The following is a 402-nucleotide window of genomic DNA, read 5'->3' as shown; positions in this document are numbered from 1 at the left end:
GGGAAGGGAGGGGGAGTCGACGTCCGCCATGAACGCATCCTGGGCCGCCTGGATGAGACGGTCCGAGCCGACGTGCCGGCCGAAGGCGCGTGACTCGGCGAGATCCCTCAGCTGACCGAGCGCCTCGTTCCTGGTCACCACGAGTGCGCCCGCCCTCCGCTGATGTCAAAGGTGGATGTCGAACGCCCCGGACCTCGATCGGTCCGGGGCGTTCACGCTGGTGCCCCCGGCAGGATTCGAACCTGCGACACCCGCTTTAGGAGAGCGGTGCTCTATCCCCTGAGCTACGAAGGCGCGTCGTGCTCGACAGTGTAGCGGGTGGTCCGGTGGCGGCCGGCGGGTCGTGGTTCGGTGGGCGGACGGATTCCTCTCATGCGCCGGCCCGGGGTGTGACAGGGGGCG

The 402-nt window shown here is 69.4% G+C and carries 1 tRNA gene; it reads right to left on the bottom strand.

Going from position 1 to position 402, the window contains the following annotated elements:
• Window positions 1-218 precede the first annotated feature (218 nt).
• Window positions 219-294: transfer RNA gene (locus E1283_RS36920), tRNA-Arg, on the bottom strand.
• Between the last annotated feature and the right edge of the window lie 108 nt (window positions 295-402).

It is taken from the genome of Streptomyces hainanensis (assembly GCF_004348415.1).
In the GTDB taxonomy this organism is placed as follows: domain Bacteria; phylum Actinomycetota; class Actinomycetes; order Streptomycetales; family Streptomycetaceae; genus Streptomyces; species Streptomyces hainanensis.
The sequence above is the reverse complement of the archived record's forward strand: the minus strand, read 5'-3'. Positions and strand labels throughout refer to the sequence as shown.